Origin of the sequence: Rhizobium sp. NFR12 (assembly GCF_900108545.1) — a bacterium.
Classification (GTDB): Bacteria; Pseudomonadota; Alphaproteobacteria; order Rhizobiales; family Rhizobiaceae; genus Neorhizobium; species Neorhizobium soli.
This window is the reverse complement of record NZ_FNWM01000001.1, coordinates 438,480-464,096: the sequence shown is the minus strand read 5'-3', so window position 1 is coordinate 464,096 and position 25,617 is coordinate 438,480. Positions and strand designations below refer to the sequence as shown.

Genomic DNA, 25,617 nt, shown 5'->3' with positions numbered 1-25,617 from the left:
CGGCATCGCGAGGGGCCGGTCGGAAGAGGATACGATCAGGCGGCGAGCGCCGTTTCGGCAAGCGAAACCCAGTAGCTCACGCCATAGGGAATGGCCTCGTCGTTAAAGTCGTAGGCCGCATTGTGAAGATTGGCGGTATCGCCATTGCCGAGGAAGATGAAGGCACCCGGCCGCTGCTCCAGCATGTAGGAGAAGTCTTCAGCGCCCATATGCGGTGCCGCATTGGCGTCGACCTTGCCCTGGCCCGCCACTTTCGAGGCGATCCCGACAGCAAAATCGGTCTCGTTGTCATGGTTGAAGGTGACCGGATAGCCGCGATTGTAGACGACCTCGGCCGTAGCACCATGTGCGATTGCGGTTGCCTCAGCCACTTCCTTCAGGCGCTTTTCGGCAAAGTCGCGGGTTTCCGGTAGAAGCGTGCGCACGGTACCGGCCAGCGTCACGAAGGCCGGGATGACGTTGCTCGCCTGGCCGCCATGGATGGAAGCGACGGTGACGACGAGGGATTTGAGCGGATCCGTCTCGCGCGAAACGACCGACTGTAGCGCGATCACCACATGCGACGCGGTCAGTACCGGGTCGATCGACAGATGCGGCTGGGCGGCATGGCTGCCACGGCCGGAAATGTTGATCTCGAACGTATCGGCCGCCGCCATGATGCCGCCCTTGCGGATCGAGAAACTGCCGACCGGGAGCGCCGGTGCATTGTGCATGCCGTAGACTTCCTTGATGGAAAACTTATCCATCATTCCGTCCTCGATCATCGCAAGTGCGCCCGCACCGCCCTCTTCGGCCGGCTGGAAAATCACAGCGACGGAACCCTTGAAATTGCGGGTCTCGGCGAGATACTGGGCCGCACCCAGAAGCATTGCGGTATGTCCGTCATGGCCGCAGGAATGCGCCTTGCCCGGTGTTTTCGAAGCCCACGGCACGCCCGATGTCTCAAGAATCGGCAGCGCATCCATGTCGGCACGGAAGCCGATAACCGGGCCATCGCCCTGGCTGCCCTTGATGATGCCGACGACGCCCGTCTTGCCGATGCCGCTCTCAACCACGTCGCAACCAAAGGCTTTCAGCTTCTCGGCAACGAAGGCGGATGTGTAGTGAACGTCGTAGAGAAGCTCCGGATTCTTGTGCAGATGGCGTCTCCATTCTGCAACCTGATCCTGCATTTCGGCGACGCGATTGATGACAGGCATTTGGGCAATCCTCTAGATTTATTGGTATTTCCAGTCTCGAAGGCTGCGATATTGCGACGGCTTCGTCGGAATTTGCAAGCGTCAATTTTCGCCCTTGAACACAAAATAGGCCTATGCTTAGATGGCTCAAATTTTGATCACCTCGGCATATTGCGGGTATCAAATGTAATATCTGACTTACTTTTCAGGAGGATGCGGGAATTCTAATCTGCGACGCGCCAGGGAAGACAGGGCGCCATGCAGCTCGACGGCATCGACACCGGCAAACGGGCGATCCGGGCACTAAAATCGAGACAAATCAACATCAAGGGGAATAGCAGCATGAAGAAGTTGAAGCACCTATTGGTCGGCACGGTGGCCGTGCTCGCCCTGGGTGGCACCGCAGCCCACGCCGAGCGCGGCACTGACGGAGACCTGAAGGCCCTGTTCTGGCAGGCGGTTTCCACGCTGAATCCGTATCTTTCCGCCGGCACGAAGGAAGTCTATGCGTCCTCGATCGTGATTGAGCCCCTTGCCCGCTACGACGAGAAGGGTGAACTGGTTCCGTGGCTGGTGACCGAGATCCCGACCGTCGAAAACGGCGGCGTGGCAAAAGACCTTCTCAGCATGACCTGGAAGATCAAGCCGGGCGTCAAATGGTCCGACGGCACGGCGTTTACCGCTGAAGACGTGATCTTCACCTGGAAATACTGCACGGCGCCGGATGGCGGCTGCGCCCAGGCGGCTCAGTACGAAGGCGTCAAGAACGTCGAGGCGATCGACCCGAACACCGTCAAGATTACCTTTACCGAGCCCAAGCCCTACCCCTATTCGGCTTTTGTGGGCGCCCAGTCGCCGGTCATCCAGGCCAAGCAGTTCAAGGATTGCGTCGGCGCCAAGGCTCCCGGCTGCACGGCCGCCAACTTCGGTCCGATCGGCACCGGCGCCTTCATGGTCGCCGATTTCAAGCCGAACGACGTCATCACCTTCAAGGCCAACCCGAACTACCGCGATCCGGCAAAGCCAGCCTTCGCCTCGATCACGCTGAAGGGCGGTGGCGACGCTGCGTCTGCTGCCCGCGCCGTGCTTGAAACCGGCGAATACGATTACGCCTGGAATGCCCAGGTCGAGCCTGAAGTGCTGCAGACCATGCTCGCTGCCGGCAAGGGCCGTCTTGAAATTTCGTTCGGCACCCAGGTCGAGCGTATCAACCTCAACCACTTCAATGCAGATCCTTCGCTGGGCGCCAAGCGCTCCACCAAGGAAGCCGGCCCGCATCCGTCGCTCAAGGATCCGGCCGTTCGCCGTGCACTGTCGCTTGCCATCGACCGCGACATCATCGTCGAGGCCGGCTACGGCCAGTCCGGCAGGGCCACCTGCAACATCCTGCCCGCTCCGGAAGTCGTTGCTTCCACCAAGAACGACAGCTGGTGCCTGAAGCAGGATATCGAGGGTGCCAACAAGCTGCTCGAAGATGCCGGCTGGAAGAAGGGTTCCGATGGCATCCGCGCCAAGGATGGCGTACGCCTTTCCTACCTTTACTCCACCTCGACCAACTCGGTTCGCCAGGCGACCCAGGAACTGGTCAAGGCGATGTGGGCGGAAATCGGCGTTGATGCGGAACTCCGCAACGCGTCTGCCTCCGTCTTCTTCGGTGGCGACCCGGCAAGCCCGGACACGTTCCAGAAGTTCTATGCCGACGTTGAAATGTACACCAACAACTTCGATGGCACCGATCCTGAAAAGTACATGGCGGAATGGCTGTGCGACAAGATCCCCGGTCCGGCAAACGGCTGGCAGGGGCAGAACATCCCGCGCTACTGCAACCCTGACTACGACAAGCTGGTCAGCGAACTGTCCAGAACCGCAGATCTCGATAAGCGCGCAGCAATCGCCAAGCAGCTCAACGACATGCTGACCGAGGAAGGCGCACATATCGCGCTCGTCCACCGCGGTGACCAGTCGTCCTTCGCGCTCACGCTCGACGGCATCAAGATGAACTCCTGGGACAGCCAGGTGTGGAACATCGCAGACTGGTCGCGCAAGAAGTAAGGAGACAGCCGGCAGCCCTCAGCGGTTGCCGGCGCTCTGTCTCACGCTTCGTATGGCATGATCTTCCCGGGGCTCATCGGCCCGGGAAAATCTGATGCGGCACATCAGGACTTCGCGCCCTATCACCGCATTCTGCGGCATGATCCGGCGTCGTCTGGAGAAATTCGTACATGTTCACATACACGTTGCGACGATTGTTCTTCGCAATACCGACCCTGCTGATCATCAGCTTCGTCATCTTCGCGCTGCTCGATCTGGCACCAAACGATCCGACTGGCGACCTGCCCCTGACGATCCCGCCGGAAGTCCGCGCACAGATCCGTGCCTCGCTCGGCATGGATCAGCCCTTCCTCCTGCGCTATCTCTACTGGCTGCAGCAATTCTTCATCAACGAGCCGCTGAATATTATCGAACGCCTCACAGGCTGGCAGTTCGGCGATGGGCAGCGCATGCGTGTCCTCTCCTGGGCAACGCGCAGCCCTGTCGTTGATCTCATCGTCCAGCGCCTGCCGCAGACGCTCTGGGTCATTGGCCTCGCCTATCTGTTCGGCATTCTGATCGCCGTTCCGATCGGCGTCGTCTCCGCCTACAAGCAGTATTCGATCTTCGACCAGGTCGGCACCTTCGTCTCGATGGTCGGCTATTCGGTGCCGACCTTCTTCACCGGCGTGCTTCTGATCGTCATCTTCTCGTCCTACCTCCAGTGGTTCCCGTCGGTCTACGACACCAATCTGCAGGTCACGAGCTTTGCCACCTTCGTTGCACAGGCAAAGCAGATGGCCATGCCGGTCGCGGTTCTGGCGCTTTACAACGCGTCCCAGATTACCCGCTTCGTGCGCGCGTCGATGCTCGACAACCTGCATCAGGACTATGTCCGCACCGCCCGCGCCAAGGGCGTCAAGGAAAACGTCGTGCTGCTCGTCCACGTTCTGCGCAACAGCCTGATCCCGGTCGTGACGGTGATTGCGCTCGGCGTACCCACCATCTTCTCCGGCGCCATCATCACCGAACAGATCTTCCGCGTGAACGGGCTGGGGCAGTTGCTGATCGTCGCCGTCCAGGGCGCCGATATTCCTCTCGTTCAGACACTGACCTTCATCTTCGCGGTGCTGATCGTACTCTTCAACCTAATCGCCGACGTTCTCTACGGCATTCTTGACCCGAGGATCCGGTATGACTGACGCGACAATCGCAAACCCCGCACCCGCCAGGGCGTCATCCCCGACACGCTCCGCGATGGCCGACATGTGGCGGCAGTTTAGGGCGCACAAGGGCGGCGTCGCCGGCCTCATCGTCTTCACCTTCATCGTTCTGGCTGTCTATGTCGGCCCCTATATCCACAGGGTCGCGCCCAACCAGCTGAACATCCGCGAGAAGAACCAGTGGCCATCGCTGGCGCATCCGTTCGGCACCGACAATCTCGGCAAGGACATGCTGGCCCAGGTTCTGGCCGGCGGCCGCATCTCGCTTGCGGTCGGCATCACCGCCATGCTGCTCGCGCTCTTCCTCGGCACGCTGGTGGGGGTCCTCTCGGGCTACTTTCGCAGGCTGGATGGGCCGTTGATGCGGTTGACGGACCTGTTCCTGGCCCTGCCGCTTCTGCCGCTCCTGCTCGTGATCCTGCTTCTGTTCCGCGATACGCTGCGCGCAGCCTTCGGACCGGAGACCGGCATCTTCATCCTGATCGTGGTCGTCATCGGCGTCACGAGCTGGATGCACACGGCACGTATCGTGCGTGGCGATGTGCTTGCGGTCAAAAGCCAGGAATTCATCCTGGCGGCGAAATCGAGCGGCATGCGGGAATACCGGATCGTGCTGCGGCATATCCTGCCCAACGTCCTGTCCTCGATCATGGTGTCTGCGACGCTCGGGATCGCCTCGGCCATCATCACGGAATCGTCGCTGTCCTTCCTCGGCTTGGGCTTCCCGTCGGATTTTCCGACATGGGGACGATTGCTGTTTGACGGCGCCAACTTCCTGCAGCTGACGCCATCACGCGTGCTGTGGCCAGGCCTTGCGATTTCTGCAACGGTTCTGAGCGTCAACTACATGGGCGATGCAATCCGCGATGCGCTCGATCCGAGAACCCTGAAGCGCTGATTTCAGCGCTCCAGATACGACCCGGAACGGCGGCGAAAGCCGCCGTTTTCCGTTGCGTCGTCCGCTCTCATTTTTTCTTCGATTTTTTGAAAATATGCCGGAACCTAATTCCCGGACGCCCGTTCTACTGATGTCTGAAGGCGACCCCCCGTCCCCCGCCCTACAAAGAGCCTTCGGACATACTCTTCAATCCCCCTCGAAGAGAAGAACTGGCTCGGCTCCCTAGTGGAACCGAGCCAGCTCCGTTTTGGGCAGCCGCTATCGCCGGCACGACTTGTTCCCTTGTGACGTGAAAACATGGCGCCAAGCAACGAGCCTCGCATGGGGCTATCCCCGTGGCTCGACATTCGCGAACAGCCCGATGCTTCGATCATCGGGCCTTCGCATCATGTGGGGAATTGGTTGGCCCGACCTTTAGTCGCTGGCGCCTTCGAGCGGAAAGCTCAGGCGGTACTGAATGCGATCGTTGGAGATCACATATCGTGCCTTCCCGTTGACGGACGCAGGTACCACCCGTTCGAGAACGGTGCTGCCGAAATGCGATCGCATCCCGTCCTCGCTGACGTCGACGCTGTCGTTTTCAATCAACGCCTCGTCCCAGACGATCTCAAGAACGTCATGCCCATCCACGTGCACCCGGTTGGCCGCCACTTCGATCGGCAGGCGGCTGCGCATGACGGAGCCGTGACTGACGGCGTTGACCACCAGTTCGTGCAGTGCCAGCCCCACATGCAGCGATGCATTGGGCGTCAGCAGCACGTTGTCACCGCCCATGCGGACGAGATGCTTGTTATCAGGAAGATACTTTTCGGTCTGTTGCTGAACCAGATCGAAAAGATAGGCGCCGCGCCAACTCGAATCGGTGATAAGGTCCTGACTCTGCGACAGCGAATAGAGCCGCCCACGGAACTTGTGCAGGAAAAGATCGAGCGACCCTGAATAGCGCGCCGTCTGCAGCGCGATGCTCTGGATGATCGCAAGCAGGTTCTTGGAGCGGTGACTGACTTCGCGCAGCAAGGCCCGGAGCAACCGCTCACGATGCCGCTCTTCCGACCGGTCATTGATCGTGGTGACCAGATGCAGGTTCCCGCCTTCGACGCCGACGGCCTGGACGCGGAATTCGAAGACCTGGTCCGAACCCGCCGTGACCTCGATATGGCCTTTGCGGCCAAGCTCGGTCATTTCCGATTTCAGCGTGTGGAGTTTCGCGGCCACGTCGTCGCCGAACAGGCTCGCATCGCTTGGCGCATCCACGCCTTGAAGCGACCAGACCTGAGGCAGGTTGGCAACGAGAAGGTAATTCTGCTGGGTGTCCTGGATAATGATGCATGCGCCGAGATCAATCAGCGCTGGCATGAAAAACTCACGCAACTTGTCATCACTCTGACCAGCTTGCTGCCATGTCAGCGGATGCGTCACTTGGTAAACTCCGTTGCGACTTCCAGGCGAACGGAAGTCTGAATATAGACTTCCGCAACTCATTCAAGTTCAAAATCTTATAAAGTGTCGGTCTTGTCGAAACAACCCAACCCTTTGGTAATCCTTAGCTCTAACGAGACGTACCAACCAGGCCAAATCTCTTTTTCAATATCCGCAGGTAAGTATCCCACGGACGCTTTAAATCAAGGGAAGACATCGCTCGGCATCATAACGGGAAAGCAAGCGGGGCGTTCCGATATCCCAGAACGCCTCTCTTTGGGGTTTGTTCCTGCCTGAAATCGATCGATGGCAGATAGATCAGGCAGCAGCCTTAACCGCGTCATTGAAGAACAAGGCCTGGCTGATCAGAGCCTTCACCATATCCGGATTGAAAGGCTTGGTGACGAGGAAAGCAGGCTCAGGCCGCTCGCCGGTCAGCAGACGCTCCGGGAATGCCGTGATGAAGATCACAGGGACATTGGAGGACTTCAGGATCTCGTTGACCGCGTCGATGCCGGAGCTTCCGTCCGCCAGCTGGATATCGGCGAGAACCATCTTCGGCTGCGATGTCTGGAACAGCGATACCGCTTCCTTGTGGGTACGGGCGATACCCGTGACGCGGTGACCAAGGTCCTGTACCATCTGCTCGATGTCGAGCGCGATCAGCGGCTCGTCTTCGATGATCATGATATCGGTCGCGACCTGGCGGGAAATTTCGCGCGAGGCTTCATCGAGAAGCTTGTTCACTTCACCAACGCTGATATCGAGAACTTCAGCCGCTTCCTCAATCGTGAAGCCTTCGACCGAAATCAGAAGGAAGGCATGACGGGACTGCGACGGAAGGTTCGAAAGGTTAGCCGCTGCGCGCTGTTCCCAAGCAAACGGCGAGTCGATCGGCCGGATCTCGATTGAAGTGGAACCAAAAATTGCGACAAACAGTTTGTAAAGCGATACACGATCCTTAGACGACTCCGGAAAGATGGAGACGTCCGCGATCAGGGCCTCGAGGACCGCCGCGACATAGGCGTCTCCCGATGTCTGCGATCCGGTAACGGCCCGCGCATAGCGGCGCAGATATGGAAGATGAGACGCAACGCGTGAGGTCAGTGACATAAAAAAATACTCCCCGGGACCCAATGAGGGCAATTGACGGACTAATAACGTGGGTACTTAAAAAAAGTTCCGCAAGGGTGGAACTTTTTTTCGATCCGCGAATTGTGAGGTGACGATATCGAACAGGCCATTTGAGTGATGAGTGACGACAACACAAAAAAAGATGACATGACAACAAGCCAATCTCAAGAAGCAAGGCCTGGGTCAGTGTCTCCCAACGCCTCGATCTCTCGCAAACTGCGTGAATTTTATGACGCAGTCCAGGAGGAGGGTATCCCCGATCGCTTCCTCGATCTGCTCGAACGGCTCGACCATGCCGAGCGCAACGCCAAGTCGGTGGATGCGAAATGAGCAAGGAAGAAGACAACGACGATCGCATTTTTAAGCGCGACCTTTTGGCATCGCTGCCGAACCTGCGCGCTTTTGCCGTCTCGCTGACCGGTCGTCACGACAAGGCCGATGACCTTGTCCAGGACACGATCATGAAGGCGTGGGCGAACCAGAAGAGCTTTACGGCCGGCACTAACATGCGGGCCTGGCTGTTCACGATCCTGCGCAACGAATTCTACAGCCAGATGCGCAAGCGTGGCCGCGAAGTGCAAGACAGCGACGGCCTGTTCTCCGAACGATTTTCCGTGCACCCCGAACAGTATGGTCGCCTCGACCTGCAGGACTTTCGTGCAGCGCTCGACAAGCTTCCGGACGATCAGCGCGAAGCGATTGTTCTCGTCGGCGCAGCAGGCTTTGCCTATGAGGAAGCGGCGGAGATCTGCGGTTGCGCTGTCGGCACGATCAAGAGCCGTGTCTCGCGCGCTCGTACCCGCTTGCAGGAGCTGCTTGGCGTATCCGGCGAGGTCGATTATGGCCCGGATGCCGGTGACGCAGCCATCACGTCCCGCGCCTTCGGCGGCTGAGGGTTCGGCGAACTGCATGTAAACTCATAGACGCCGCCTTCACGGGCGGCGTTTTTGTGTGTTTCGCGTAGCGCCAGACAACTGCCCTCCCCCGTGTTTGCAGAATTCTGAATAGCACGCATCCCTTCGCTCCGCGCGAGCGTCGACCAGAGCCTCATGACAATCCGACAAGACACAAAAAAAGCTGCCGGAATTTGTCCGGCAGCTCGATGATCGAAAGACGAGTAACGGCTGGTGTTACTCTCCAGGATTTGTAAAGCGACGACGCGTCCTGCCACCGCTCAGGGCGAGGAAGCCGAGGCCCCCCGCGATCGATGCAAACATCAGGGGCTTCGACTTCAGAAGAAGCGGAACCGCTGTGAGTGCTGCCGTCAAAGCCAGCGTCTTGCCGCTATTGGCGGCCACTGCCTGCTTCTTGCGCTTGACTTCCGCTCTCGCGGTGAGCGTCACCGAAAGGTAGAAAATAACGGCCAGCAGCAGCGCGCCGCCTGCAACCACCAGAAGCGCTATGGGAAGGCCCCAGAACTGCGACAGATGAACGGCAAGTGCCGCAACGCCCAGCACATAGGCCGTCAGCACGAAAAGTGCAGCGAGCCCATACAGCATGATGTTGCGCTTCAGCCGCTCCGTAAATGCCGCGATATCCATCGCGGCAAACGAAGCGATAAGGGGACCAAGGCCCATCATCTTTAGCGACGCGACAGAAGAGCGAAGACGAAGCCAACGCCGGCTGCGATCGCGATCGACTGGATCGGTGCCTTGCGGATCTTCGCTTCCAGGTCGCGCTCGAACGAGATCGCCTGCTCGCGGGCAGCTTCAACCATCTGCATGGACGCATCGGTCGCATCGGATGCGGCGCGACGGGCCTTGCCCTTCACTTCACTCGCCGTGCTGCTGCCGACGGCGCCGACGGTCTTGGCAAGCGACGAGATATCTTCGCGGAGCTGCTGCAGCTGCGCTTCGATGTCAGACGTCGTAGCAGCACCGGCGGCGGTGCGAGCGCGGGCAATTTCGGCATTCGTGGAAGTAGCTGCGGCCATGGAGATCTCCTGTTTCTACGGATCTTGGCGCCGCGCGGAAGGCGCGGGCTTTGCGGAAAGGTTCAAACGACATGCAAACTGTGAGGCTTGGCGAAGATCGGGATATCAGGCCCGGTCATGTTCGAAAGGTTGCCTCTCGCACATCATACTCCACCAGACGCAAAGTGCACGCATTCGTCTGCCAAAATGAAACGCGGCGAAACCGTGAAGGTTCCATCGCCGATTTTTGCGCTCGGACCGTCACTCGATGCGCAGATCAGGGCGTAAGTCTCGGCTCTGGCCAGTTGGTCACGCCGCCGGTCCACTGCTCAAACGCATGCGACAGCTTCAGAACGAGCACGTCTGCGAACCGGGGCCCGACGATCTGCAGCCCGATTGGCATTCCGCTGCGGGAGAAACCGCAGTTGATCGAGGCGGCCGGCTGCTCCGACATGTTCCACGGCACCGTGTAGCCGATATGCTCGAACGGTTTCAGAGGATCGTTGGTCGGCGATGCCCAGTCGGCCGGATAGGAGACGATCGGGTTGGTCGGCGACAAAACCGCATCGACGCCGGAGAAGAGTCTCGCACAGGCCTTGCGCATCTCGTTCGTCTGGTTGAAACCGCGCACCGCCTCGACGCCGGAAACCGAAGCCCCGCCCTTTGCCCATTCGAAGATGTAGGGCAGGATCTGCACCTTGCGCTCGTCCGGCATCGTCTCGATATCGCCCCAGAACCGCGCCCGCCAGAAACTGTCGAGCCCGTCCAGCATCGTCCGCGTCATGACGGGCGCAACCTCCACGATCTCGGCCCCCGCCGCCTCGAACCGCTTTGCCGCAGCCGTCACCGCCGCGCGGACCTCGTCGTCGAGAGAGATCCCGATGCCCGCATCCAGCATAAGCCCGATCTTCATCCCCTTGACGTCGATGTCGAGATCCACCCAGTCGAAGGCGTTGGGCGGCAGCGATGTCGCGTCGCGCCAGTCGGGGCGCGACAGGGTCGCCATGGCGATCGCACTGTCGTCCACCGTCCGCGTCATCGGCCCGGCACAGCGCCCGACAAAGAACGGATCGACCGGAATGCGGCCCTGGCTGGGCTTGAAGCCGAAAAGCCCCGTCCAGCCGGCCGGCAGCCGGATCGAACCGCCGATATCGGTGCCGATATGCAGGGGTCCGAAGCTCGAAGCCGCAGCCGACGCCGCGCCGGCACTGGATCCGCCCGGGTTCTGCGTCAGGTTCCAGGGATTGCGGCTTAAGGGGTGAAAGCTGGAAAGCCCTGACGACAGCATGCCGTAATCGGGACATGTGGTCTTTGCGAAGATCACCGCGCCGTCCTCGCGCAGCCGTGCAGCGGCCGGCGCATCGCTGGCCGCCGCCGTCAGCTCCGTCGCGGCGGTCCCGAGCGGCACCGGATGCCCTTTCGTGGCGATCAGTTCCTTGATCGTCACCGGAATGCCGTCGAGCATCCCCAGCGTCTCGCCCTTCGCCCAGCGCTCGGTGGAGGCTTTCGCCTGTTGCCGTGCGCTTTCCGGATCGTAGAGGTAGAGCGCCTGAACTTGGTGTTCGAACGCCGCAACCCGTGCCTCGACCACCTCCCAGTATTCCAGCGGCGAAAGCTTCTTCTGCGCATAAAGAGAAAGAATGTCCCGGATCGTCAGTTTCAAAAGGGCGTTCATGAAAAGTCTTTCACTCAGGTCGTCGTTTAAAAATCAGGGTGTCGAGCGCGGATCGAGAAGGTCGCGCAGACCATCACCGAGCATGTTGAGGCCCAGCACCGCGATCGCGATCGCCAGACCCGGCATCAAGGCGAGCCAAGGCGCTTGTCCAAGGAACGTCTGCGAATCCGCAAGCATACGCCCCCAGGTCGGGTTCGGCGGCGGCATGCCGAGCCCGAGATAGGAAAGCCCCGCCTCGGTCAGGATCGCGAGACCGAGCTGGATCGTCACCTGCACGATGATCTGGTTCGAAATATTGGGCAGGATGTGGACGAACGTGATCTTCAGCTTCGAACGCCCCATGCCGATAGCCGCTGCTACATAGTCGCGCGTCCAGATCTGGCGCGCCGCGGCAAGCGTCAGCCGCGCAAACACCGGCACCATGAACGTGGCAATGGCAATGACCGCCGTGAACCGGCCTGATCCGATAAAGGCGCCGAGCATCATTGCCGACAGGATTGGCGGAACCGCGAAGATGATATCGCAGCCGCGCATCACGATCTGCTCCACCCAGCCGCGCCGCATCGCCACCACCGTGCCGACAGCCGTGCCGATCGTGGCACCGATCGCCACCGCAAGCAGCGCCGTCGACAGCGAATTCCAGGCGCCGACCATCAGCGCGGAAGCCACATCGCGTCCGAACTGGTCGGTCCCGAGCAGGCCGAATTCGAATGGCGGCTTCAGCTTGTGGACGATGTTCATCTTCGACGGCGGATAAGGCGTCCAGACCAGCGAAAGCAACGCCACCAGAAACAGGAACAGCGTCACGACAAGCCCGGCAAGAAGAACGGGACGGCGCAGAAGTTGCCTCATCTCACCCCCACCCTCAGCCGCGGATCGATCACCAGGTAAAGAAGGTCGACGAGGAAATTGACGACGATGACAAGGGCTGAGAAAAACAGGACGACGTCCTGCATGACCACGATGTCACGCTGCGCCAGCGACTGGTAGGCAAGCCTTCCCAGACCCGGCAGGTTGAAGACGTTTTCGACCAGCACTGCACCGGCGATCAGAAAGGTGAACTGCATGCCGATCATCGTCACCACAGGCACAAGCGCATTCGGCACCGCATGGCGCCAGAGTGCCGCCCCCTCGCCCAGCCCCTTGGCGCGGGCGGTGCGCACATAATCCTCGTTCATCACGTCCAGCACCGCGGCCCGCGCAACGCGTGTCAACACGCCCGCCTGCGGCAGCGCCAGCGCGATCGCTGGCAGCAGCAACGCCTGCAACCCGGCCAGCAGCCCCGCGTCCCAGCCCGGGAATCCACCTGCCGGCATCCAGCCGAGCAGCGTCGAAAACAGGATGATCGACAGCAGCCCCACCCAGAAGGCCGGCACCGCGATACTGACGTAAGAGACTGCGCCGACAACGGCGTCGAACATGCCGTTATGCTTTTTCGCGGCCTGCACGCCGAGTGGCACGGCAATTCCGACCGACATCAGAACCGCCATCAGCGCCAACGGCAGCGTCACCGTCAGCCGCTCCGCGATCAGCCCCGCGACCGGCACGCCATAGGTATAGGACTGCCCGAAATCGCCCTGAAAAACACCCCAGAGCCAGGCGAGATAACGCACCGGCAGCGGCTGATCGAGCCCCATCTGGGTTCGAAGCGCCGCCAGCGTCTCCGGGCTTGCCGACGTCCCGAGCACAATCGCCGCCGGATCCCCCGGCAAGAGACCCATGACGACGAAGATCAGCAACGACACGACGAGAAGCGTGACGACGAGCGACAGGATGCGCCGGATAAGGATGGAGATCATGGGGCACACCCTCCAAGATCCCTCATTCCTGTGACGTGCACAGGAATGAGGGAGAGCTCACAGATGCGAGGCAGACAGTCCCCGAGTTCCGCCTGGGCGGCTTGGATCCACATTCCGCACGTTCCTGCTGCATCCCACCCCTCATCCGCCTGCCGGCAGCTTCTCCCCGCGCGGGGAGAAGGACCAATGCCGTACCCTCCCGACGCCTCTGCTGAAGCACCTCCCTCGATCCAGGCATATTGCTCACTTGAGGCACGTCCCTGCTCCCCTACTGCTAATAGGATCATCATCAGTAGCCATGAATAGTGATGAAGATCATTGCGTAGGCTGGGACGAGAATGAAAACAGCTGCCGTTCCGAGCACGAAGATAACGAGAACCCACTCCCAAAAAGTGCGCGGCCACATCTGGATCACTCCTGCGGTTTCCCCTCGGAATATCACCCGGCCGAACCGCCGGGCCACGATCGAGGCAATCGGGTGCCGCATACCTTCTCCCCCCTTGTGGGGGAGATGGCCGGCAGGCCAGAGGGGGATTTCAGTCATCCGCGATTAAGCCCCATCTTTCCCAAGGCCACCTCATCGCAAAGCTTAACGCCTCTCGCGTTGTCGGAAACGTCACCGGCGCAGATCACGGCGAGACGCATCGTCATTCTTCCCAGAACACCTCGGTCAGCACGTTCGATGGGATCGGCTCGTTCTCCCACAGCCCCTTCAGCTTCGCGTCCCATATGCCGAGCTTCGGCATTACGAACAGGAACAGTGCCGGCACGTCCTCTGCGAGGATCGTCTGCGCCTCGCCGTAGAGCTTGTCCTGTTCCGCAGGATCGGCGGTCGCCTCGACCTTGGCGAGGATCTCGTTGAAGGCGGGGTTCTTGTAGTGGAAGTAATAGGGGTCGCGGGCGTAGATATCGATGTCCATCGGCTCCGCATGGGCAACGATGGTCATGTCGTAGTCGCCGGCTTTCAGCACGTCCGATACCCATTTTGCGGGAAACTCGGTCGTTTCGATATTCATCGTCACGCCGATTTCGGCAAACATCGCCTGCAGGATCTGCGACGAGCGCTGCGCATAGGCCATCTGCGGCGCCTTCATGGTGAAGGAGAAGCCGTTCGGATATCCGGCCTCGCTCAAAAGCGCCTTCGCCTTTTCGGCGTCGTAGGGGTAGACGCCGGTGAGGTCCTTGAAGCCGCGGTCGTTCGGCGTGTAGTGGCTGCCGATCGGCGTGCCGTAACCCGACCATGCACCTTCGACAACGGTCGCACGATCCACCGCCATCATCAGCGCTTGGCGAACCTTCTTGTCGTCGAATGGCTTGCGCGAATTGTTCATGCCAGCCACGACCTTGAGCTCGGTATTGCCGATCACGGTCGTGAGCTTCGTGTCGCCCTCGAAGGAGGAGACCAGTTCCGGCGCGCCGAACTCCGGAAACGCGTCGACATCGCCGGCCTTCAGGGCCGCTGCCTGCGCCTGCGGATCGGCGATGAACCGGAAAACCGCTGTCTCGAGCTTCACCGAAACGGACTTGTTCCAGTATTCCGCATTCTTCGCCAGATCGACCTTCGAGCCCTTCTGCCAGGACACGAACTTGAACGGACCGGTGCCGACCGGCGTGGTCTTGTTGTCGGCAGCGGATTTCGGCTCGACCATGACAGATGCCGGCCAGCCGAGCCAGTAGAGCAGGCTGCCCGCCGGCTGCTTCAGCTTCAGCACCAGCGTTGCGGCATCGGGCGTCTCCACTGTCTCGATCGAGGCGAAATAGCGCTTCTGCGGATTGACGCTGTCGGCGCCGCGAGCCCGGTCGATCGTGAATTTCGCAACCGACGAGTCGAAGGCGACGCCGTTGTGGAAGGTCACGCCCTGGCGCAGCTTGAACGTATAGGTCTTCCCATCCGGGGAAATCTCCCAGCTTTCCGCAAGCTGCGGCTGCACCTTGCCGGCGCTGTCTACCGTCGTCAGGCCCTCAAAGATATTCTGCCAGCTCACCTGGCCGATCGCCACAGGGGCGGCAATCGTCGGATCGAGACCGATGGGTTCGATCGTCATGCCGATCGTGACCGACGTCTTTGCCGCGGCAAACGCCCCGCTTCCCATCGAGGCGGCAAGGCCAAGCGCAACAGACGCCGCAATCACGCTCCGGCGCGAAAACACACCCCAACCAGCAACCGTCTTCATGGCATTGTTCCCCTGCTTATTGATCTCTTAACCGCGATCTTACGGGCATTTCGCAGGTGCACAATAGCAATCTGCCGCCCGCCACAAGGATTAGCCGCGGCTGAAGCCTTCGCTCGCCACCAGCAGCTGTCGGGTGTAATCCGCCGAGAATTCGCGGTTTTCCAGCGCCTGCGCCGGCACGGTTTCCACCACCTTGCCGCTCTTCATCACCGCTAGACGGCCGCACATATGGCTGATCACACCGAGATCATGGCTGACCATCACAAAGGTCAATCCGCGGTCGCGCTTTGCCTGCTCCAGCAAATTGAGGATTTCCGCCTGGATCGACGCATCGAGCGCCGAAGTCGGCTCGTCCAGCAGCAGGATCTTCGGTTCGAGGATGAGCGCCCGGGCAATCGCGATGCGCTGCCGCTGGCCGCCGGAAAGCTGGTGCGAATACCGGAAGCGGAAACCCGCTCCCAGCCCGACCTCATCCAGCGCGCGGGCAATCCGCACATCGACGTCGCTAAAACCGTGGATCGCCAGAGGCTCCAACAGCAGCCGGTCCACCGTCTGTCGGGGATGCAGGGAGCCGTAGGGATCCTGGAACACCATCTGGACGGTGCGGTAGAATTCCTTGGTCCTACTCTGCCCCGAATAGGTCTTCCCCGCGACCGTCAGCGTGCCGCTGTCGAACCCTGCCAGCCCGGAAACGGCGCGCAGCAGCGTCGATTTCCCCGAGCCCGATTCACCGACGATGCCAAAGCTTTCGCCCTCTTCCACATCCAGGCTGACATGATCGAGAGCTGCAAAATCGTCATAGGTGACGAGCATGTCCCTGATGGAGATCATGGCACTCATAGCGACCACTCCGGCTTGCGGTCGAGCACCGGCAGCGGATGCCGGTTCGAGCCTATCGTCGGCAGGCAATTGAGTAGCCCCAGCGTATAGGGATGGCTGGCCTTGGAAAGATCGGCAGACGCCAGTTCCTCCACCACCCGTCCGGCATACATCACCAGCACCCGGTCGCAGAAGGAGGAGACCAGACGCAGATCGTGAGACACGAAGATCAGCCCCATGCCGCGCTCGGACACCAGCTTGTCGAGAATGTCGAGAACGTCGAGCTGCACGGTCACGTCGAGCGCCGAGGTGGGTTCGTCAGCGATCAGAAGCTCCGGCCCGCAGATCAGCATCATCGCGATCATTACCCGCTGCCCCATGCCGCCGGAAACCTCGTGCGGATAGAGATCGTAGACGCGGCCCGGATCGCGGATCTGCACCGCTTCGAGCATCGCAATCACGCGGTCCTTGGCCTGCGATCCCGAGAGCTTTTCATGGGTCTTCAGCGTTTCGACGATCTGCCGGCCGATGGTCATGACCGGATTGAGCGAATATTTCGGGTCCTGCAGGATCATCGCGATCTGCTTGCCGCGAATATGCCGCCGCTCCGATTTCGGCATCGACAGAAGATCGCGACCTCGAAATTCCAGCTTGTTCGCGGTGATCTTCGCATGGCCGGCAGTCAGCCCCATGATGGCGCGGCCGGTCTGCGATTTGCCGGAACCGGATTCACCGACGATGCCGAGCCGTTCCTTGCCGAGCGTGAACGAAACACCGCGCACCGCGCTCACCTCGCCGGTGCGGGTCGGAAACGTCACGCGCAGGTCGTCGACGGCCAGCAGCGGCGCCTCGGTGGCATCAGTCATGTTGACGGAAGGATTGCCCATCATCATTGGCCTTTCTCCGTCATTGTCCGGCCTCCTTCGGATCCAGCGCATCGCGCAATCCGTCGCCGAGAAGGTTGAAGCCGAGGCTGACGATCAGGATGGCGATACCGGGCATGGCGGCTACCCACCACTGGTCGAGAATGAAGCGACGACCGGATGCGATCATCGCACCCCATTCCGGCAGCGGCGGCTGTGCGCCGAGACCCAGAAAGCCGAGGCCGGCGGCGGTCAGGATGATGCCTGCCATATCGAGCGTGACGCGCACGATCAGCGACGACATGCAGAGCGGCATGACGTGGCGCAGCACAATGCGAAACGGCGACGCACCCATCAGCTTCACGGCCGAAATGAATTCCGAGTTGCGGAACGTCATCGTTTCGGCGCGGGCGATACGCGCATAGGGCGGCCAGGACGTAACCGCGATGGCAAGCACCGCGTTCTCGATGCCGGGTCCCAATGCCGCGACCAGCGCCAGCGCCAGAACGAGCTTCGGAAAGGCGAGAAAGATGTCGGTGATCCGCATCAGGACCGCATCCACCCATCCGCCGGCGTAACCCGAGACGGTGCCGACGATCAGCCCGACCGGCGCGGCGATGACCGCAACCAGCACCACGACGAACAGCGTCAGTCTCGACCCGTAGAGCAGCCGCGAGAGGATATCGCGGCCCTGGTCGTCGGTGCCGAGCAGGAAGCCGGCCGAACCCGGCGGCAGCAGCCGCGAATTGCGCAGGTCGCCCTGCACCGGGTTATGCGGCGCAAGAACGTTGGCGAAGATGGCGATGAAAATCAGGCCCAGAATGATGAACAGGCCAAGCAGTGCCAGCCGGTTTTCGGAAAACTGCCGCCAGACCACATAGGCGCGGCCGACGCGGGCCTGATGGCGGGAGGTCGGCCGGTCGGACAGCAGCCACGCCCGGCTATAGGGTTTCAACGGTTCAACGACACTCATCGGCGCGTCCTCGGGTCGAGCGTCCGATAGAGAAGATCGGAAAACAGGTTGATGGCGACGAACACCATGCCGATCACAAGTGTGCCCCCGAGCACCGCGTTCATGTCGGCATTTTGCAGCGAGTTGGTGATGTAGAGGCCAAGCCCCGGCCAGGAGAAGATGGTTTCAGTCAAAACCGAGCCTTCAAGCAACCCCGCATAGGACAGTGCGATGACTGTTATCAGCGGCACGGCCGCGTTGCGCAGCGCGTGGAACCAGATGATCCGCGTTTCCGACAGGCCCTTGGCACGCGCCGCAACCACGTATTCCTGCGCAAGCTCGGTCAGCATGAACGAGCGCGTCATGCGGCTGATATAGGCGAGCGAGAAATAGCCGAGCAGGCATCCGGGCAGGATGATGTGACGGAACAGGTCCCACACCACCTCCCACTCCCCCTGCCAGATGGCATCGACGAGGAAGAAGCCGGTCACGGACGTGAACGTGTATTCGTAGGCGATGTCGATACGGCCGGGATAGGCGACCCAGCGGAGCTTCGCATAGAACACGACAAGCGACAGCAGTCCCAGCCAGAAGATCGGTACCGAATAGCCGATCAGGCCGATGATACGCACGATCTGGTCGGCGATCGAGCCCCGCTTGACGGCCGCCAGCACGCCGAGCGGCACGCCGATGACGGCACCGATCAGCGTGCCGATCGTGGCAAGCTCGATCGTTGCCGGAAACACCCGGGCGATATCTGTCATCACAGGGTTCGTCGTCAGCACAGAGGTGCCGAAATCGCCGGTCAGCGCCTGTTTTATGTAGATCCAGAACTGATGATAAAGCGGCAGGTTGAGGCCTAGTTGCTCGCGCACCCGCTCCACCACATGGGCCGGAGCCCGGTCACCGACGATCGCCAATGCCGGATCGATCGGCACCACGCGACCGATGAAAAAGGTGACGGCCAACAGGCCGAGAAAAGTGGTCGCCGCGGTGATGAGAAACCGCAGCGTACCTTTGACAATGGAGGGAGCACGGCGCCTGTTGCGCCGTGTCACAGTCGTTACATCAGGAAGCGTCAAGGAAATCGTCCCCTATCGGCTATTCCTTCGAGACCGGAGCAACGAAGTTGGTGTCGAAGCTCGGGCCGAGCTTATAATTCTTCACCTTGGATGAATAGCCGGCCACTTCCGTCTGCTGGAAGACGATCACGAACGGGCTGGTGGCCAGAACCTTTCTCTGCAGGTCTTCGTAGGTGGCAGCGCGCTTGGCGGCATCCTTTTCCAGAAGTGCACCCTTGCTGGCGTCCGACAGTTCCTTCGGCACGTCCCAGGCATTGCGCCAGGCGAGCGTCTTCGTAGTGCCCGTATCGGCATTGTCAGGGTTGACGGTAAACGTCTCGGCATTCGAGTTAGGGTCGAAATAGTCCGAACCCCACTGGCCGATATAGATGTCGTGGGTGCGGGCGCGGTACTTGGTCAGCGTCTGCTTGCCGTCGCCCGGAATGATTTCCAGCTTGATATTGGCCTGGGCCAACGTCTGCTGCACGCTTTCGGCAATGCCGGTCACCGGCTGCGTGTTGCGCACGTCCATGGTCACCGTAAAGCCGTCGGCAAGACCCGCCTTGGCCAACAGTTCCTTCGCCTTCGCCACATCCAGCTTGTAGGGGTTGTCGGAGAGAGCGCCGAGCTGGCCCTTCGGCAGGAAGGTCTGGTGGATTTCGCCGATACCCTTGATCAGCGTCGCGCCGATCGCATCATAGTCGACCAGATACTTCATCGCCTCGACCACTTCCGGCTTGGCGAGGTTCTTGTTCTTCTGGTTGAGGCTGAAATAGTAGACGGTGCCCTTCGGCGCTGAGGTGAGCGAGATGCCCTCCTTCTTCGACACGGCGTCCATGTCGTTCGGCTCGAGATTGCGGGCGACGTCGATATCGCCGTTCTCAAGCGCCAGGCGCTGGCCCGAGCTTTCCTTCATGTGGCGGTAGATGACCCGTTTCAGCTTCGGCTTCTCGCCGTAATAATTGGGGTTGGCTTCCATCACGACCGCCTCGTTGGCGCGCCATGCGACCACCTTGAACGGGCCGGACCCCGCATAGCCGGTCTTCATCCATTCATTGCCGAAATCGGTGTCGAACTTGTATTCGGCAGTCGGGGTCACGGATTTCGCATGCTCCATCACCACCTTCTTGTCGACCACGGCGGTCACTGTTGCGGTCAGCACGTTCAGCACGAAGCTCGGCGCATAGGCCTTGTCGACCACGAAGGTAAACGTGTCGGCGCCGGATGCCTTCGCCTTCTCAGTGACGTTGTCGGCCTTCAGGCCGAACTGGGTCAGAAGGAACGCCGGCGACTTGTCGAGCTTGACGGCGCGCTCGAACGAGAAGGCGACGTCTTCTGCGGTGATCGGGTTGCCGGACGCAAATTTCAGGTTGGGCTTCAGCTTGAACGTATAGGTCATGCCATCGTCGGACACCGTCCAGCTGTCGGCGAGATCGCCGATCACCTTCGACGTGTCGGACGGATCGAGCGTCACGAGCTTGCTATAGCTGTTGGCGGTCACTTCAGCCGCCGAAAGCTCGAAAGCTTCGCCCGGATCGATGCTGATAATGTCGTCGATCGCAAAGCCTTCGACCAGCGTATCGGCCGGCGTTGCGGCCATCGCCTCTCCGGAAAGACCATAGGGTGCGGCAAACGAAAGCAGCGACAGCGCGGCGGTCGCCGACAGCATTCGAAGAGTGTGGGAGCGAAGATGAAGCATATGATTTCCCCTGTTCCGTACGTTGCGGAAGCCTGTTTCTAACCCGTTCGAAGCCCGTCTTCCGAGCCTATTCCTGCCAAGCCTTGCCCAGAACCCTCAACCAGTTTTCACGGCAAAGCTTTGCGAGATCCTCGTCAGCGTATCCCTCAGTTTTGAGGGCCGCAACCAGATTTTGATTGCCTGCAGCATCGCTGATCTGCTGCGGTATCGTGGCGCCGTCGAAGTCCGATCCGAGCGCCACGCAGTCGATCCCCATCCGCTCGACCATGTAGTTGATGTGGCGCACCATGTCGGAAAGCGGGGTCGCCGCATCGTCGCGCCCGTCGGGCCGCAGCATGGTTACCGCATAGTTCAGCCCGGCCAGACCTCCGCTTTCCTTGATCGCGTCCATCTGCCTGTCCGTCAGGTTGCGGGCAACCGGCGTCAGCGCATGCGCGTTGGAATGGCTGGCGATCAGCGGCTGGTCGGTGGTCTTCGCCACATCCCAGAACCCCTTCTCGGTGATATGCGAAAGGTCGATCGCGATCCCGAGCCGGTTGCATTCCTTCACCAGCCGGAAGCCCGCATCGGTCAGCCCCGGCCCCGTATCGGTCGTCATCGGAAACGCGAAGGGCACGCCATGGCCAAAGATGTTGTGGCGGCTCCAGACGGGACCGAGCGACCGCAGGCCCGCCGCATGGAACACGTCAAGATTGACAAGATCCGCATCGATCGCCTCGCAGCCCTCCATATGCATCACCGCCGCAAACACGCCGTCCTCGACCGCCTTGCGGATCTCGCTGACGGACCGGCACAACCGCCAAGCCCCGGCCCGGTCGAGCCGCAATGCGATGGAGGCCATTTCCAGCGCGATATCGAGCGACGGCGCATAGTCGAGCGGCGCTGCCAGCGGCGTCGCATAATGTCCGTCCGCATCCGGATCCGACAGAACCAGATCGCCCGAGGGAATGTAGATGGCGCAAAGCCCACCGACGAGACCGCCCTTTTTCGCCCGCGGCGCATCGATATGCCCCCCCGCCGTCCCCCCGGCAAACTCCGCCACCGGATCCCCACCAGCCTTCATGTTCCGCCAGAGCCGCAAAAGCACATCGTTATGGCCGTCGAACACCAATTGCATGATTTCATTCCCGATATCGTGATTGTCAGAAGCGGTGGGTGATCGCGATCCTATCCCGCCGGCCGTGTTTCGCAAGGTGGAAATGCGCTCTGATGCACCTGTCGAAATCATAGCCAATCAAGAGCTCCCCGCATTGCGGACGCGATGGCACTGGATTCCTGTGACAAGCTCCCTCATCACTTTGCTCGTCACAGGAACCCAGCCGCGCGAAGTCCTTCGCGTGAGAGAACACTTTTTGGACAGACATCACAAACCCCACAACCCCTCACCCGCCCTTACCAGCATCGGCGTCCCAAACACCCCTACAACCCTCTCCCGCCACTCGGCCCCGAACCCGTCGAGCCTGTCATGCCAGCGCACCGATTGCAGCATTGCCGCCCCGATCGCGACCGGTTCGATGCCCTGCGACGCCAGCAGCGTCAGACCGGCGACGATCGAGGTACCGGAGGAAATGACGTCGTCCACCAGCACCACGCGCTTGCCCGTGATGAGAGGCAGCATGCGCGGATCGACATAGAGGCGCTTCACCTGGTCGGGTGTGGTGATCGACGACAGCGGCACGGACATCGTCTCGTCGTACCAGAATTTCCTGGAGGTCCCGAGGGGAACGTAGCGTGGCAGGCCGAGCGCGCGGGCGACGGCTGAGGCGAGCGTTAGGCCAAGCGTCGGCAGGCCGACGATCACCTCGGGGCGGTAGGGTTCGAGTTTCTTTGCGAGATCCGCCGCCAGCGCATCCTGCACCTCGAAACTCGCCTGGTTGATGATCAGCGAGGCGAGTGCGTGTTTGCCGTCGGAAAGCGGTCGGATCGGCAGGCGCAGCTGTTGCCCGTCATCGAGACTGACGGGAAAGAACCCTGAAAACGGCGCCTCGCCCGAAAACGTGCCCGCCGGATGGATATCCTGCCAGAAGTCGTGCGGCTGCATGAACGCCCCTTATCCGAGAATTTCGAGAACGGGGCTTTCCAGCACCTTGCCTGTTGCGACATCGGCGATGCCCCTGTCGGTCTGGTGCGGACCGGGATTGCAGGCAAGCGTCGCGCCAAAGCAGGCCTTGAACACAAGATAGGGCGGCGTCCAGTCGACGATGCCGTCCATCGCGGCGCGGATGGCACGAAAGCCGTCTGCTACCTCTTCCATCGGCGCTTCCGAAACGAGACCCGAGAGCGGCAGCGGCAGCAGCACCTCCACCTTGCCGTTGATCGCCACCGCCATGCCGCCACCGGCGGAAATCACCGCATTGGCGGCAACGGCCATATCGACTGGATCGGCGCCGAACACGGTCAGGTTATGGCTGTCATGCGCAAGCGTGGTGGCAAAAGCGCCGCGCCATGTGCCCCAGCCGGTGAGAAAACCGACGCGCGTGCGGCAGTCGGCCCGGCCATGGCGGTGGGTCACGGCGATCAGCGTCGCGCCTTCGGGGGGCACCACGAAACCATCGACGACATCGGCATCCGCTGTCCCCCAGCGGGTGAACCGTGGCCGGTCGATCGTGGCAAGGCGCACCTTTGCGCCTTCCGACCGAACCCGGAAATCGTCCGCTTGCAAAGGCTTGAGCTTGACCGAAGCCGTCAGCGGAGCCGGATCGGTCGGTTTGATCTCGACCGAGATCGCTCCGCGGCAGCCAACTTCCGTACCGCTGGCCAGCACATGCCGGGCGCGGAAATCCGTAAGATCCTCGAAGATAGCGATATCGGCACGACGCCCGGCGGCAATCAGGCCGAGATCGGCCCGGCAGATGCGCTGGGCCGCGTTTAGCGTGGCGGCCTGAAGCGCCCATTCCGGCCTCATGCCGTAGCGCACCAGCCTGCGCACCACATCGTCCAGCCCGCCGCCATCGACGAGATCGTCCGGAAACACATCGTCGGTGCAGAGCGTCAGCGTCTGCGGCAGACGGCCGAGTTCGCCAAGTGCAGCGACGAACTCCGGCAGAAGATGGTCATGGCTGCCGCGCAGCTCCACCGTCAGTCCGGCGCGCAGCTTGGCGATCAGGTCGGCGCCGGAAACAAGCTCGTGGTCGGAGGTGATGCCGGATGCCATGAAGGCATTGAGATCCGCATCGGCAAGCCCGCGGGCATGGCCGCAGACCAGCTTTTCCGCAGCCAGCGCCACTTGGACGATCTCGCTCATGCGCGGGTCGCGATCAATCACGCCGCGCATGTTCATCACTTCGGCCAGACCGGCGATCTTCGGCCAGTAAAGCATTTCCTCGATCGCATCGGCTTCGAAACTGGCGCCCGCCATTTCGAGCCCCGGTGCAGACGGTACGCAAGACGGCGCAAGAACCAGGCATCGCAGCGGCAGGCACTTCACCGCCTCGACCGCCCAGCGCACGCCATCGACACCGTTGACGTTGCCGAATTCGTGCGGATCCCACACGACGGTGGTGACGCCGCGCGGCAGCACGGTTTGCGCGTAAGTGGCCGGCGTCACCATCGAGCTTTCGATATGCATATGCGTATCGATCAGCCCCGGCGACACGAAGGCACCGCCGGCATCGATCACCCGGTCGGCATCGCTGCGGCTAGCAGGCGCGTGGACGCTGGCGATCAGCGGCCCGACAATGCCGATATCGGCCGCGCGGAGTTCGCCCGTCACCATGTCGACGAGGGTGCCGCCGGTGATCAGGATATCGAAAGGCGCATCGCCGCGGGCAGCGATCACGGCCCGGTCGCGCAAGCCCGCATCGGTAAACCCGTAGATGTCAGTCACGATGGTCTTCATCTCGCCGCTCATCACCACGTTGCCTCCGCCTTTAGGGTTTCAAGGATCGTATCGCGCGCCTTTTCGACGTCTATCTCGGCCGCATAGGATCCGTTGAAACCGCTAACCTTGGCCGCCCGGGTCTCCACCACGGTCCGCCCACGCGTCACGGTACCGGCGGTTTCCATGTCGATGCGCGCCTCGCGCCAGGTGACGTGATCCGGATAGGCGAAGGCGAAAGCGGCAACCGCATCGTAAAGCGCCATCGCCGGCCGGCCGCGGCTGGTGGCGATCTCGACGAAGCCGGCCAGGAGATCGGCCACCAGCGTCGCATTGCGTCCGCCGGCAGCCCGGATCGGCGCCACATCGTCTGGAAAGCACAAAACCTTGCGGCAGATATCGAGATCGACCATCCTGAGCGGGATCTGATGCGCAAGCACGATGGCCACAGCTTCCGGATCCGCCCAGGCGTTGAATTCGGCAGATGCTGTCTGATTTCCGGCCGTCAGGCTGCCGCCCATCCAGGTGAGATCGGTGATCTTGGCGGCAAGATCCGGCCGTGCCAGCGCAACGGCTGCGATATTGGTGAGCGGCCCCAGCGCCAGGATCCGGCGCGCGTCGCCGTCGCTCGTTTCCAGCCACCGGCACAGCGCCTCGAAAGCATCGTCGGTAATCGTGTCGGGCATGTCCGGCAGGTGCAGACCGGCGCTCGGCATGCCTTCATCGCCCAGCACGTCCTGCGCCGTCTCAAGCCTGCCCATCACTGGAAAGGCGCGGCCCGCGTGAACCGGGAACGGCCAGACGAAGGCCGCACAGGCACCGGCCGCATTGCCGCGCACCCGTTCAATCGGTGCATTGCCGAACACAAGCGAAACCCCGTCCACGCCGAGGCCGGCATGCGCTGCGACCATGATCGCTGCGATGTCGTCGAAGCCCATATCGGTGTCGATCCAGATGCCCATG

23 protein-coding genes are annotated in these 25,617 nt (G+C 61.3%); 5 read left to right on the top strand and 18 right to left on the bottom strand.

Annotation, left to right across the window (positions count from 1 at the left end):
• Nucleotides 1–35: 35 nt before the first annotated feature.
• Nucleotides 36–1,199, bottom strand: a complete 1,164-nt coding sequence (locus BLW69_RS02165) for a M20 aminoacylase family protein (protein WP_092659657.1) — start codon at nucleotides 1,197–1,199, stop codon at nucleotides 36–38.
• 321 nt (nucleotides 1,200–1,520) lie between these two features.
• On the opposite strand from BLW69_RS02165, the gene BLW69_RS02160 reads away from it, so the two are divergent.
• The 3 genes from BLW69_RS02160 (at nucleotide 1,521) to BLW69_RS02150 (ending at nucleotide 5,330) form a co-directional block, all read left to right on the top strand.
• Nucleotides 1,521–3,230, top strand: coding sequence for a peptide ABC transporter substrate-binding protein (locus BLW69_RS02160; RefSeq protein ID WP_092660974.1), 1,710 nt, complete (start codon nucleotides 1,521–1,523; stop codon nucleotides 3,228–3,230).
• Between the two features lie 170 nt (nucleotides 3,231–3,400).
• The gene (locus tag BLW69_RS02155) at nucleotides 3,401–4,411 is read left to right on the top strand and encodes an ABC transporter permease (protein WP_092659655.1); all 1,011 of its coding nucleotides are present in this window, start codon (nucleotides 3,401–3,403) and stop codon (nucleotides 4,409–4,411) included.
• A complete protein-coding gene (locus tag BLW69_RS02150; protein ID WP_092659653.1) occupies nucleotides 4,404–5,330 on the top strand; it encodes an ABC transporter permease in 927 nt (308 codons plus the stop codon). Before BLW69_RS02155 ends, BLW69_RS02150 begins: the two co-directional genes overlap by 8 nt.
• 414 nt (nucleotides 5,331–5,744) lie before the next feature.
• Here BLW69_RS02150 and BLW69_RS02145 read toward each other — a convergent pair whose 3' ends face one another.
• Nucleotides 5,745–6,686 (bottom strand): HWE histidine kinase domain-containing protein, encoded by a 942-nt coding sequence (locus BLW69_RS02145; RefSeq protein WP_244474087.1) that lies wholly within the window; start codon nucleotides 6,684–6,686, stop codon nucleotides 5,745–5,747.
• A gap of 381 nt (nucleotides 6,687–7,067) precedes the next feature.
• Nucleotides 7,068–7,862 (bottom strand): response regulator, encoded by a 795-nt coding sequence (locus BLW69_RS02140; RefSeq protein ID WP_062461304.1) that lies wholly within the window; start codon nucleotides 7,860–7,862, stop codon nucleotides 7,068–7,070.
• Between the two features lie 168 nt (nucleotides 7,863–8,030).
• On the opposite strand from BLW69_RS02140, the gene BLW69_RS02135 reads away from it, so the two are divergent.
• Both BLW69_RS02135 and BLW69_RS02130 read left to right on the top strand, forming a co-directional pair.
• Nucleotides 8,031–8,213 (top strand): NepR family anti-sigma factor, encoded by a 183-nt coding sequence (locus BLW69_RS02135; RefSeq protein WP_062461941.1) that lies wholly within the window; start codon nucleotides 8,031–8,033, stop codon nucleotides 8,211–8,213.
• A complete protein-coding gene (locus BLW69_RS02130) occupies nucleotides 8,210–8,776 on the top strand; it encodes an RNA polymerase sigma factor (protein ID WP_062461307.1) in 567 nt (188 codons plus the stop codon). The genes BLW69_RS02135 and BLW69_RS02130 overlap by 4 nt, the downstream gene beginning before the upstream one ends.
• A 237-nt stretch (nucleotides 8,777–9,013) precedes the next feature.
• On the opposite strand, the gene BLW69_RS02125 is transcribed toward BLW69_RS02130, so the two are convergent.
• From BLW69_RS02125 to BLW69_RS02050, 15 genes are all read right to left on the bottom strand, one after another.
• Entirely contained in the window at nucleotides 9,014–9,460 is a 447-nt protein-coding gene (locus tag BLW69_RS02125; RefSeq protein WP_113469344.1) for a hypothetical protein, read from the bottom strand.
• A 5-nt stretch (nucleotides 9,461–9,465) separates the two neighbouring features.
• Nucleotides 9,466–9,816, bottom strand: a complete 351-nt coding sequence (locus tag BLW69_RS02120; protein WP_062461311.1) for an ElaB/YgaM/YqjD family protein — start codon at nucleotides 9,814–9,816, stop codon at nucleotides 9,466–9,468.
• 256 nt (nucleotides 9,817–10,072) lie between these two features.
• Nucleotides 10,073–11,470: an amidase gene (locus tag BLW69_RS02115; RefSeq protein WP_092659651.1), complete on the bottom strand. Its 1,398-nt coding sequence runs from the start codon at nucleotides 11,468–11,470 to the stop codon at nucleotides 10,073–10,075.
• Nucleotides 11,471–11,503: 33 nt separating this feature from the next.
• Nucleotides 11,504–12,322, bottom strand: a complete 819-nt coding sequence (locus tag BLW69_RS02110; RefSeq protein ID WP_092659649.1) for an ABC transporter permease — start codon at nucleotides 12,320–12,322, stop codon at nucleotides 11,504–11,506.
• Nucleotides 12,319–13,269: an ABC transporter permease gene (locus tag BLW69_RS02105; RefSeq protein WP_092659647.1), complete on the bottom strand. Its 951-nt coding sequence runs from the start codon at nucleotides 13,267–13,269 to the stop codon at nucleotides 12,319–12,321. The genes BLW69_RS02110 and BLW69_RS02105 overlap by 4 nt, the downstream gene beginning before the upstream one ends.
• A gap of 647 nt (nucleotides 13,270–13,916) precedes the next feature.
• Nucleotides 13,917–15,443, bottom strand: coding sequence for an ABC transporter substrate-binding protein (locus BLW69_RS02095; protein WP_092659643.1), 1,527 nt, complete (start codon nucleotides 15,441–15,443; stop codon nucleotides 13,917–13,919).
• Nucleotides 15,444–15,533: 90 nt separating this feature from the next.
• Nucleotides 15,534–16,283 carry an ABC transporter ATP-binding protein gene (locus BLW69_RS02090; RefSeq protein WP_092659641.1) on the bottom strand — a complete coding sequence of 250 codons (750 nt, stop codon included), beginning with the start codon at nucleotides 16,281–16,283 and terminating at the stop codon, nucleotides 15,534–15,536.
• Entirely contained in the window at nucleotides 16,280–17,149 is an 870-nt protein-coding gene (locus BLW69_RS02085; protein ID WP_244508763.1) for an ABC transporter ATP-binding protein, read from the bottom strand. The genes BLW69_RS02090 and BLW69_RS02085 overlap by 4 nt, the downstream gene beginning before the upstream one ends.
• Before the next feature lie 19 nt (nucleotides 17,150–17,168).
• Nucleotides 17,169–18,098, bottom strand: a complete 930-nt coding sequence (locus tag BLW69_RS02080) for an ABC transporter permease (protein ID WP_062582012.1) — start codon at nucleotides 18,096–18,098, stop codon at nucleotides 17,169–17,171.
• Nucleotides 18,095–19,159, bottom strand: coding sequence for an ABC transporter permease (locus BLW69_RS02075; RefSeq protein WP_092659639.1), 1,065 nt, complete (start codon nucleotides 19,157–19,159; stop codon nucleotides 18,095–18,097). The genes BLW69_RS02080 and BLW69_RS02075 overlap by 4 nt, the downstream gene beginning before the upstream one ends.
• 19 nt (nucleotides 19,160–19,178) lie before the next feature.
• On the bottom strand, nucleotides 19,179–20,837 hold the full coding sequence (locus tag BLW69_RS02070) for an ABC transporter substrate-binding protein (protein WP_092659638.1): 1,659 nt from the start codon (nucleotides 20,835–20,837) through the stop codon (nucleotides 19,179–19,181).
• A 67-nt stretch (nucleotides 20,838–20,904) separates the two neighbouring features.
• Entirely contained in the window at nucleotides 20,905–21,954 is a 1,050-nt protein-coding gene (locus tag BLW69_RS02065) for a dipeptidase (RefSeq protein WP_092659636.1), read from the bottom strand.
• Between the two features lie 246 nt (nucleotides 21,955–22,200).
• Nucleotides 22,201–22,878, bottom strand: coding sequence for a phosphoribosyltransferase (locus BLW69_RS02060; RefSeq protein WP_092659634.1), 678 nt, complete (start codon nucleotides 22,876–22,878; stop codon nucleotides 22,201–22,203).
• 9 nt (nucleotides 22,879–22,887) lie between these two features.
• Entirely contained in the window at nucleotides 22,888–24,687 is a 1,800-nt protein-coding gene (locus tag BLW69_RS02055) for an adenine deaminase (protein WP_092659632.1), read from the bottom strand.
• Nucleotides 24,687–25,616 carry a nucleoside hydrolase gene (locus tag BLW69_RS02050; protein ID WP_092659631.1) on the bottom strand — a complete coding sequence of 310 codons (930 nt, stop codon included), beginning with the start codon at nucleotides 25,614–25,616 and terminating at the stop codon, nucleotides 24,687–24,689. The genes BLW69_RS02055 and BLW69_RS02050 overlap by 1 nt, the downstream gene beginning before the upstream one ends.
• Nucleotide 25,617 lies beyond the last annotated feature (1 nt).

Excerpts from the sequence above, each read along its gene's own strand:
- BLW69_RS02165 (WP_092659657.1), bottom strand. The coding sequence starts at position 1,199 with ATGCCTGTCATCAATCGCGTCGCCGAAATGCAGGATCAGGTTGCAGAA.
- BLW69_RS02160 (WP_092660974.1), top strand. The coding sequence starts at position 1,521 with ATGAAGAAGTTGAAGCACCTATTGGTCGGCACGGTGGCCGTGCTCGCC.
- BLW69_RS02155 (WP_092659655.1), top strand. The coding sequence starts at position 3,401 with ATGTTCACATACACGTTGCGACGATTGTTCTTCGCAATACCGACCCTG.
- BLW69_RS02150 (WP_092659653.1), top strand. The coding sequence starts at position 4,404 with ATGACTGACGCGACAATCGCAAACCCCGCACCCGCCAGGGCGTCATCC.
- BLW69_RS02145 (WP_244474087.1), bottom strand. The coding sequence starts at position 6,686 with ATGCCAGCGCTGATTGATCTCGGCGCATGCATCATTATCCAGGACACC.
- BLW69_RS02140 (WP_062461304.1), bottom strand. The coding sequence starts at position 7,862 with ATGTCACTGACCTCACGCGTTGCGTCTCATCTTCCATATCTGCGCCGC.
- BLW69_RS02135 (WP_062461941.1), top strand. The coding sequence starts at position 8,031 with ATGACAACAAGCCAATCTCAAGAAGCAAGGCCTGGGTCAGTGTCTCCC.
- BLW69_RS02130 (WP_062461307.1), top strand. The coding sequence starts at position 8,210 with ATGAGCAAGGAAGAAGACAACGACGATCGCATTTTTAAGCGCGACCTT.
- BLW69_RS02125 (WP_113469344.1), bottom strand. The coding sequence starts at position 9,460 with ATGGGCCTTGGTCCCCTTATCGCTTCGTTTGCCGCGATGGATATCGCG.
- BLW69_RS02120 (WP_062461311.1), bottom strand. The coding sequence starts at position 9,816 with ATGGCCGCAGCTACTTCCACGAATGCCGAAATTGCCCGCGCTCGCACC.
- BLW69_RS02115 (WP_092659651.1), bottom strand. The coding sequence starts at position 11,470 with ATGAACGCCCTTTTGAAACTGACGATCCGGGACATTCTTTCTCTTTAT.
- BLW69_RS02110 (WP_092659649.1), bottom strand. The coding sequence starts at position 12,322 with ATGAGGCAACTTCTGCGCCGTCCCGTTCTTCTTGCCGGGCTTGTCGTG.
- BLW69_RS02105 (WP_092659647.1), bottom strand. The coding sequence starts at position 13,269 with ATGATCTCCATCCTTATCCGGCGCATCCTGTCGCTCGTCGTCACGCTT.
- BLW69_RS02095 (WP_092659643.1), bottom strand. The coding sequence starts at position 15,443 with ATGAAGACGGTTGCTGGTTGGGGTGTGTTTTCGCGCCGGAGCGTGATT.
- BLW69_RS02090 (WP_092659641.1), bottom strand. The coding sequence starts at position 16,283 with ATGAGTGCCATGATCTCCATCAGGGACATGCTCGTCACCTATGACGAT.
- BLW69_RS02085 (WP_244508763.1), bottom strand. The coding sequence starts at position 17,149 with ATGGGCAATCCTTCCGTCAACATGACTGATGCCACCGAGGCGCCGCTG.
- BLW69_RS02080 (WP_062582012.1), bottom strand. The coding sequence starts at position 18,098 with ATGAGTGTCGTTGAACCGTTGAAACCCTATAGCCGGGCGTGGCTGCTG.
- BLW69_RS02070 (WP_092659638.1), bottom strand. The coding sequence starts at position 20,837 with ATGCTTCATCTTCGCTCCCACACTCTTCGAATGCTGTCGGCGACCGCC.
- BLW69_RS02065 (WP_092659636.1), bottom strand. The coding sequence starts at position 21,954 with ATGCAATTGGTGTTCGACGGCCATAACGATGTGCTTTTGCGGCTCTGG.
- BLW69_RS02060 (WP_092659634.1), bottom strand. The coding sequence starts at position 22,878 with ATGCAGCCGCACGACTTCTGGCAGGATATCCATCCGGCGGGCACGTTT.
- BLW69_RS02055 (WP_092659632.1), bottom strand. The coding sequence starts at position 24,687 with ATGAGCGGCGAGATGAAGACCATCGTGACTGACATCTACGGGTTTACC.
- BLW69_RS02050 (WP_092659631.1), bottom strand. The coding sequence starts at position 25,616 with ATGGGCATCTGGATCGACACCGATATGGGCTTCGACGACATCGCAGCG.